The sequence below is a fragment of the Natrialba chahannaoensis JCM 10990 genome (assembly GCF_000337135.1).
Lineage (GTDB): Archaea > Halobacteriota > Halobacteria > Halobacteriales > Natrialbaceae > Natrialba > Natrialba chahannaoensis.
The window spans coordinates 69,172-77,241 of record NZ_AOIN01000098.1; the positions used below are offsets into that span (position 1 = coordinate 69,172).

An 8,070-nucleotide genomic window follows, 5' to 3' on the forward strand; every position below is an offset into this window, starting at 1 on the left:
GCGTCTATGACGACACACACAGAGACGGACCGTTCCGACAGTCGCGATCGAACCGGACGCGACCCTGCGACACGCGTCGTCATCTCCTATCCAGAGGATCTCTCAGATTGGGGTCGGTTCCAGGTCGAAAAGTCGTCGTTCCGTGCGTTCCTCCGGAAAACCCGCGACCACGCCCGCAAAGGGGACGAATGGGAGGAATTCGTCGGCGTCGGTTGCTGTGGGAACTCGCTGGACGTGCCGCTCCGTGTCGAACGGGTCGAGGGCGGCACAGAAATCGGCGAGCACACCGAAATCAGCTACACGGTTCGCGAGGCCTGTGGCATTCAGGGAAGCTGGCGCGTCCAGAGCAAAGGTGGGCCGAACCAGGCCTGATCTCGCAGGCCAATCACTCCACTCAATCCGGAAGATACCGCACACTCAGCACGCCATCGTCGATCGCGTCGAGCCCCGTCGTCCGGCGGACCTCCACTCGAACTGCATTGAGTCGCGCCGCACGCGCGATCGTCTCCTCGTCCTCGAGTACGTCCTGTGCTGCGGCCTCGACTTCCTCGGCCGGAACGCGGAAAACGTGGATCTCGCCCGTCCCCGCGCGCTCTTCCTGAATCAGGTCGCCAGTCTCGGCGTCGGCCGCCAGCTCGGCTTCGTGCTGGGTCGGTGAGAGATCACTGTCGACGAGTTCGACACGCCGGCGCTCGGCCACCTCGATCACCTGCCAGGTGACTTCGAGTGGCGGCTCCGGCGCGACGGTCGCCTCGAGTACGTCGTTCGCGTCGAGGCCGGGATTCGAGCCGAGGGTGTGTATCTGTGCGGTATCCACATCGCGAACGACCGCTGACTCGTCCTCGGCGTGCGTGACAACGAAGGTCCCAGTTTTCTCGTTCTCGGACCCGGTTTCAGTCTCAGTCATAGACGACCGTACGCGCGAGACCATTTTCGGGGTTTCGGCTTCCGACCGTCGGACCGAGTCCTTGACCACAACCGATTCACCACAGTACCCCACGAAACCGACCCGATGACGGAACGCCTTTACACCCGGCGGTTGCCCTCTCGGGCATGAACGTCGACATCGGAAACGCACTCGCCAGCGTCGCCTCACCGGGCATCTCTCGGGATGCACTCGAGTCCCTCGATGACCAGGTGGCGGTCGCACACGAGCGCATCGAGGCTGGCATGGACGCCGGCGAGCACGGCTACGAAGCGCTCAATCTGCCGGAGCGGACGGATACCGACGAAATTCGGCTCGCCGCCGACCGCGTTGCTGGGCCCGAGACAAGCGCTATCGTCACCGTCGGTATCGGCGGCAGCGCGCTCGGGGCGGCGACGATCACCGACGCACTGAACGGGGAGGACGACCCAGAGGCGATCTATCTCGACAACGTCGATCCCGAGTGGCTCACGAGTGAACTTGCACGACTCGACCTCGAGACGACCGTTGTAAACGTCGTCTCGCGCTCTGGGACGACTGCGGAGACGCTCGCAAACTTCCTCATCGTTCGCGACGCCTTCGAAGCCGCTAGCGTCGACTGGACCGAACGAACCATCGTCACGACCGGCGAGTCGGGGCCGCTCCGCGAACTCGCAGACCGCCATGACCTGCCATCCCTCAAAGTCCCTGACGGCGTTCCGGGACGGTTCTCTGCGCTCTCGGCGGTCGGCATGGTCGCTGCCGCCGTCTGCGGTCACGATCTGGATGCCCTTCTTGAGGGCGCGACTGCAGAGGCCGAGACGCTGACCGGCTCGCTGTTCGAGTGCCCCGCCTACGCCTACGGTGCAATGGCCTACGCACTCGACACGCGCGGTGCCGGCATCAACGCGATGATGCCCTACGCGGAGGCACTCGAGACGTACGCCGAGTGGTTCGCCCAGCTCTGGGCGGAGAGTCTGGGGAAGGATGATCTGGGCCAGACGCCAGTGCGTGCGCTCGGAGCGACGGACCAGCACTCACAACTCCAGCTCTACCGAGCGGGGCCTCGGGACAAGCTCGTTACCTTCGTCTCGGTCGAGGATGGAGCGGACCTGGAAATTCCGGAAACCGACGTCGACGACCTTGCGTACCTCGGTGATGCGACGCTCGGTGAGTTACTCGACGCCGAGTTCGAGGCGACGGAGGCGAGCCTCGCCGCAGCAGGTCGACCCAACGTCCGCGTCGAAATCGAACGCGTCGACGAGTTCGAACTCGGCGGTCTGTTGTACGGAATGGAGGCCGCATGCGTGCTCGCAGGCGAACTCTACGGTGTGAATACGTTCGAGCAGCCGGCGGTCGAATGGGCAAAGAAGGCGACGCGCGGGCTGCTCGGCGGCGGTACGTTCGAAGAGGCCGAGGCAGTTGCCGAGAAAACCGAACTGCGCGTCGAGCGCTGAAGAGCGCGGGTCTCGCCTTTGCGTCGTGCCAACGTCCATACGTCGGGTTCCGGATGCGGTGCCCATATGAGTACTCACACGAACCAACGAATATGACCGAAACTGCATGGACCGAATCCGGGTCGGCCGCGACCGACGCCGTCCCGGGCATCGGAACCGGCCTCTCGGCGGTGATGGCGGCCACTGTACTTGTCCCCGCCAGCCGAGGGATCACCGAACCCGCAGTCATCGCGGCAGCCGTCTTCGCCGTCGTCGCTGTCGGTGCCTTCCTCGCGAGTCGCTACGGGAGTGGACGACATCGGATCGCCGCTGGCATAGCAACCGCCGCCAGCGGTGGCGTCCTCCTCTGTACTGCCTACGCACTGAACCAGGGGCTCACCGCCTCGACCGAGTTACCTGGGCTCTCGACGTCAATCTCACTCCTCATGGCCGGCTTCCTCATTGCCAGCCTCACAGTCGGCGTCGGCGTCGCTGACGCCCTCAGAATAAGCGTTTCAGGGCTCAAGGACCGAAGTTCTCAGATGGTCGTACTAACCCTCCTCGGGGTTACCGGGCTCTTCGCCGCCGAACTCGCCGGCCTCTTTCTCGCACTTCCAGTGATGGAGGTCGCCGGCGACCTCTCGACCACCGGCTTCCTCGTCATCGCCCAGCTCGGCATGGCGCTTGGAACTGCAATCATCGCCGGCATCTACCTCTCCGCCACCGACCGGGGACTCGAGTTCCTCGACCTGCGCGTCCCGTCGAAGCGGGACGTGATCTGGACGGTGGGCGGACTCGTCGTCCTCTTCGGTGCGCTGATGACTATTTCACTGGTCTTTCAGACGGCCGGCGTCGAGAGTGCAGAGCACGGGACAACCGAACAGGCGGCGGAGAATCCCGAAATTCTGCTCGTGTTGATTCCGGCGTCGCTGCTCGTGATCGGGCCGTTCGAGGAGTTGCTGTACCGGAACGTCATCCAGAAGGCACTGTACGACACCTTCTCTCGCGTCGGTGCGATCGTCGCCGGGAGCGTCATCTTCGCCGGCGTCCACGTTCTCGCTTACGCGACCGCTGGCCCGGGCGCGGTCATCGCAAGTCTCGGTGTCATCTTTGGCCTCTCGCTCGTGCTCGGCACGCTCTACGAGCGAACCGACAACCTACTCGTGCCGTCGGTCGTCCACGGTGTGTACAACGCGATTCTCTTCGCGAACCTCTATCTGGTCTACGGCTGAGCCGCCAGCAGGCGGGCACGTCACTTCTACGCGGTTTCGTTCGGTACCATCGCTCAACAGCGAAGAGCGGCGACAAGCAGCCGCAAGAAGCGGAGTGATAATGAGTCATCGCCAGTACTCGAGTACCCCACGAAGTTGCCACTCGACGGGCAAACGAGGTGCGGGACGACGGGCTAGCGGGATGGTGAGAAACCGTCGTGTCACTAACCGATGAGACGACGATACTACGACGGATTCTTGCGCGCGAGCCCGGAGCCACAGATCGGACAGCGCTCCTTTTCCTCGTCGAACTCGCGGCCACAGCCCTGACACTGGTAGTGCCAGTGGCGCTGTTCGTCGATGCCCTCGCGGGCGATCACTTCGACGGCGACGTTGAGCTTCTCTGCGACGTTTTGCATCGCGTAGTCGTCGGTGACGAGCGTGGCGTCGAGTTCGAAACTCGCGGCGACGAGCCTGATGTCCGTATCGGAGAGCACGCCGAGATCACCGGACTCTTTTGCTGCCCGGCGGACCTTTTCGGTCGTATCGTCGTTGGGAATGTGAATGTGCATTCCCGATCCCTCCATCGCGTCGTAGCGATAGGCGCTCTCGTCCTCGAGTTCGTCGCGGACGAGGGGGATGGTTGCAGTCTGTTCTGTCGTGTGGAAGTCGTGGATAAAAGCCGAGGAGTCGAGAACGTACATGCCCTTAGCGCTGAACGACGATGTAGTCTTTCACCGCTTGAACGCGGCTGACGGAGACGAGAAACCGGCCGGCGTCGTCGACGTTGAAGTCGACGGCCCGCTCTGGCAGTTCGTCGTCGGGTTCGATAACAAGGTCGTGGAGTTGCCCCGACTTGAGGTCCATTGTGATGTTGTACAGCAGGCCCAGCTCGGTGCCGTCCGATCCCATAACGGACTTGCCCGAGAGATTTTCAGCGAGTATCTCACTCATGCATACTCGTATTTACTAATCGGTATTAAAAACCTCGGGCTCAGAAAGGGGTGGTATCCGATAACCGGTCGTATTTTGCGACTGATCGGGATGAATCGGCTTCCAGAGCGTGACGATGGGTTTAACTACTGCCCGGCAGACCTCTAGACAAGACCTTCTCTGGTGGTTCATCATGTCGGATACCGATACGGACACGGACACGGGCGCGGGATCGCACGATCCCACATCTCTCAGAACGCCGATCGTCGCTGTCCTCGGGCACGTCGATCACGGCAAGACAAGTCTCCTCGACAAGATCCGCGGCTCCGCGGTCATCGAGGGTGAAGCAGGCGCAATTACCCAGCACATCGGGGCGACGGCCGTCCCGCTCGATGTCGTCTCCTCTATCGCGGGTGACCTCGTCAACCCGGACGACTTCGACCTGCCTGGGTTGCTCTTTATTGACACGCCAGGACACCACTCCTTTACCACGCTTCGCTCCCGGGGCGGTGCACTGGCAGATATCGCGATTCTCGTCGTCGACGTCAACGACGGCTTCCAGCCCCAGACGCTCGAGGCACTCGATATTCTCAAGCGTTCCCAGACGCCGTTCATCGTCGCGGCGAACAAGATCGACACGGTTCCCGGCTGGAACCCGAACGAAGACTCGCCGATCAATGCGACCTACGAGGCCCAGTCAGACCGCGTCAGCTCTCGACTCGACGAGAGTCTCTACGAGATTATCGGGAACCTCTCTGACGAGGACTTCTCCGCCGACCTCTACTGGCGCGTGCAGAACTTCCAGCGCAACGTCGGCGTCGTCCCCGTCTCGGCAATGACGGGCGAAGGCGTCCCCGACCTGCTCGCCGTCATGATGGGGCTCTCCCAGCGCTATATGAAAGAGGAGATGGAGATCGACGTACAGGGCCCCGGCGTCGGCACCGTCCTCGAAGTCAAGGAGGAGAAAGGCTTTGGGACCACGATCGACATCGTCCTCTACGACGGCACGATCAAAGCCGACGACCAGATCGTCGTCGGTGGAATGAACAAACCGATCGTCACCGACGTGCGCGCGCTGCTCCAGCCTCGTCCGCTCGCAGAGATCCGAACCGAGAGCCGGTTCGAAAAGGTCGACGAAATCTCGGCCGCCTCCGGTATCAAGGTCGCCGCACCCGAACTCGCAGACGCAATGGCCGGCGCGCCAGTTCGCGTTGTCCGTAACCGCGAACTGGACGAGGTCGTCGAGGAAGTCGAGGCCGAACTCGCCGATATCGCCGTCGACACCGAAGAGCAGGGTGTCGTCGTCAAAGCAGACACCCTCGGCAGTCTGGAGGCGATGGCCGACGCGCTGGGCGAAGCGGAAGTCCCAATTGTCCGCGCCGAAGTCGGCGATGTCGCACCACGGGACATCTCGGTCGCATCGACTGCAGAGGAGCCAAAACAGCGTGCAATCCTCGGCTTCAACGTCGAGACGCTCGCCGACGCCGAACAGCGCGCAGAGACCGAGGACGTGACGGTGTTCACCGACGAGGTCATCTACCAGCTCATCGAGGAGTACGAGGAGTACGTTGATGAACTCGAGCGCGCCCAACAGGACACGATACTCGAGAACATCGTGCGACCAGCCCGGTTCCACATCCTCCCGGATCATACCTTCCGACAGAACGACCCTGCCGTGGTCGGCGTCGAAGTCAACTCTGGGACCGTTCAGAACAACGCGAACGTGGTCAAGTTCGAGGGGAACGAACCCGACCGCGTCGGCCAGGTCAAAGGGATTCAGGAACAGGGCGAAGACGTGGACGAAGCGCGCGCGGGCAACCGCGTCTCGGTCGCGATCGACGGGCCGACCGTCGGCCGCCAGATCGAGGAAGACGACGAGCTCTGGATTGAAATTCCGGAAAAGCACGCGAAGATCTTAGAACAGGAACTGGCGAGCGAGATCCCTGGTGACGAACTCGAGGCGCTGAACATGTATCTGGACAAGCAGCGTAGCAGAGATCCGTTCTGGGGCAAGTAGCGGCGCTGGCTCGCGGTTACTGATAGAAGATTGTACTGATTCTTTTTCGGGGTGATGGTAGCAACTAGAGACACGCGTCTGGGGCGAGTTGACTACCTCGACTGACTCGGTCAATTAATTCGGATCGAGTTCTGGATCAGCAGCACCTGATCGGTTTTCTGTGCGTTCAGTTTCGGAGTGGGATTCAGTTTCGGATTTGCGGTCGGTCTCTCGTTCGGGTTCTGATCTGGATTCGAATCCGCGCTCGTGGTCGGACGCCACGTCGGAGTCGTGGTCGCTCCACTGATCGTATGCGTCCCGACTCTCTCCATCTCGAAGGCGGACAAGCGTTGCACGCAGCGACTCCGGATCGTCGATCACCGAGCGCTCACAGCGGACGTCGAACCACCGGTCGCGTTCGATGATCAACTCGTCTTCAGTGAGCCGAATCTCACCAATGCGGTCCCAGGAAACGAGTCGCCGCTCGAAGTTGTCGACGAGCAGGCCGTCCCTGTACGCTTCGAGGGTGGTCGTTCCCCACTGGCTATCCGCACTCGGCTCCTCCCAGACGTCCCATCTCCAGTCATACCGGTCACTCAGCCACATGAACGCCGGGATGAGCGCGTAGATGAGAACCCAGGCGCTCGACCCATCGCCAACGAGCAGCGAGCCGAGGCCGAAGACGACCGTCAAGGTCGTGAATCCGAGCAAAATCGCTCCCCGGAGCCCGCTGCCGAACGACGGTCTGCGCCACTGCCACGATACGACCGGTTCGTCCGGCGTCACTGCGTCGATGTGCCGATTGCGGGCCATCTGGGAAACGCCCAGCGTGACGGCTCCGCTGAGCACTGTAAAGAGCCCCGCCGTGAGCGTGAACCGGCCGGTGGACTGGAGGACACCCATGGCGGGCCCGATTGTACTGGCACCGAACCCGAGGCTGGGCAGATACCAGACGAGACGGCGACGACGACTGCCACCGAGTCGTTCGGGAAGGTTGCCAAGGCGATCGCCAAAGACGAGCGAGAGAAGCAAGGCGGCGACGACGGTGCTCGGTGTCGTGGCGAGGATCGTTGCCGTTCCAGCGCCTGCTGCGACGGAACCGAGTGCGATGACGCCAGCGACGATGATACCGAGGTAGAATCCGAAGCCGGCCTTGAAACTGAGATCGAGCGACTTGTTGTCGGACGTGACAGGGGGGGCGGAGACAGCCACACCAGACATATACTGCGGCTGACGATATAATTGCACGGGAAGCATACGAGACCATTCGGGCCTGAACGTGCACACACGCTGCTGAGAGCCCGTTTACCTCCGGCAGGACAAACACGAGTGAGTCCAATTCGGCGAGAATAGGATCGGTGGTGATACTGTCGGATAGAAGTCAGTGAGCAGTCAGGCGCGAATTCGTGGCGTTCACCGAGAGGGAACGCCACAGTTCTGCGACCGACCTTCGAATAGGTCTGTCCGACAGTATGAACCACAACTCACGGACATGGTCGTTGACGTCCTCCCCGCGCTGAAGCGCGAGGATTCCCGACCGCGTTGGGATATTTAAGGTCTACGAGCGGACTTGTTTTCGAGGTGCGAACG

General features: G+C 62.0%; 8 protein-coding genes. 4 read left to right on the top strand and 4 right to left on the bottom strand.

Features of this window, described 5'->3' with window-relative positions; genetic code table 11:
* The first annotated feature begins 6 nt into the window (after positions 1–6).
* Positions 7–372: a hypothetical protein gene (locus tag C482_RS18770; protein WP_006169390.1), complete on the top strand. Its 366-nt coding sequence runs from the start codon at positions 7–9 to the stop codon at positions 370–372.
* 22 nt (positions 373–394) lie between these two features.
* Here C482_RS18770 and C482_RS18775 read toward each other — a convergent pair whose 3' ends face one another.
* The gene (locus C482_RS18775) at positions 395–907 is read right to left on the bottom strand and encodes a DUF5812 family protein (RefSeq protein WP_006169391.1); all 513 of its coding nucleotides are present in this window, start codon (positions 905–907) and stop codon (positions 395–397) included.
* A 146-nt stretch (positions 908–1,053) separates the two neighbouring features.
* Here C482_RS18775 and C482_RS18780 point away from each other — a divergent pair, with 146 nt between their 5' ends.
* Together C482_RS18780 and C482_RS18785 are read left to right on the top strand one after the other, a co-directional pair.
* Positions 1,054–2,361 carry a hypothetical protein gene (locus tag C482_RS18780; RefSeq protein WP_006169392.1) on the top strand — a complete coding sequence of 436 codons (1,308 nt, stop codon included), beginning with the start codon at positions 1,054–1,056 and terminating at the stop codon, positions 2,359–2,361.
* A gap of 92 nt (positions 2,362–2,453) precedes the next feature.
* A complete protein-coding gene (locus C482_RS18785) occupies positions 2,454–3,572 on the top strand; it encodes a CPBP family intramembrane glutamic endopeptidase (protein WP_006169393.1) in 1,119 nt (372 codons plus the stop codon).
* Positions 3,573–3,796: 224 nt separating this feature from the next.
* On the opposite strand, the gene C482_RS18790 is transcribed toward C482_RS18785, so the two are convergent.
* A complete protein-coding gene (locus C482_RS18790; protein ID WP_006169394.1) occupies positions 3,797–4,255 on the bottom strand; it encodes an NOB1 family endonuclease in 459 nt (152 codons plus the stop codon).
* Positions 4,256–4,259: 4 nt separating this feature from the next.
* Positions 4,260–4,505 carry a PRC-barrel domain-containing protein gene (locus tag C482_RS18795; RefSeq protein ID WP_004215029.1) on the bottom strand — a complete coding sequence of 82 codons (246 nt, stop codon included), beginning with the start codon at positions 4,503–4,505 and terminating at the stop codon, positions 4,260–4,262.
* 172 nt (positions 4,506–4,677) lie between these two features.
* On the opposite strand from C482_RS18795, the gene infB reads away from it, so the two are divergent.
* Complete coding sequence (gene infB / locus C482_RS18800) at positions 4,678–6,501, top strand: translation initiation factor IF-2 (RefSeq protein WP_006169395.1); 1,824 nt, start codon at positions 4,678–4,680, stop codon at positions 6,499–6,501.
* Positions 6,502–6,615: 114 nt separating this feature from the next.
* On the opposite strand, the gene C482_RS18805 is transcribed toward infB, so the two are convergent.
* Positions 6,616–7,701 carry a hypothetical protein gene (locus tag C482_RS18805; RefSeq protein ID WP_006169396.1) on the bottom strand — a complete coding sequence of 362 codons (1,086 nt, stop codon included), beginning with the start codon at positions 7,699–7,701 and terminating at the stop codon, positions 6,616–6,618.
* Positions 7,702–8,070: the final 369 nt, after the last annotated feature.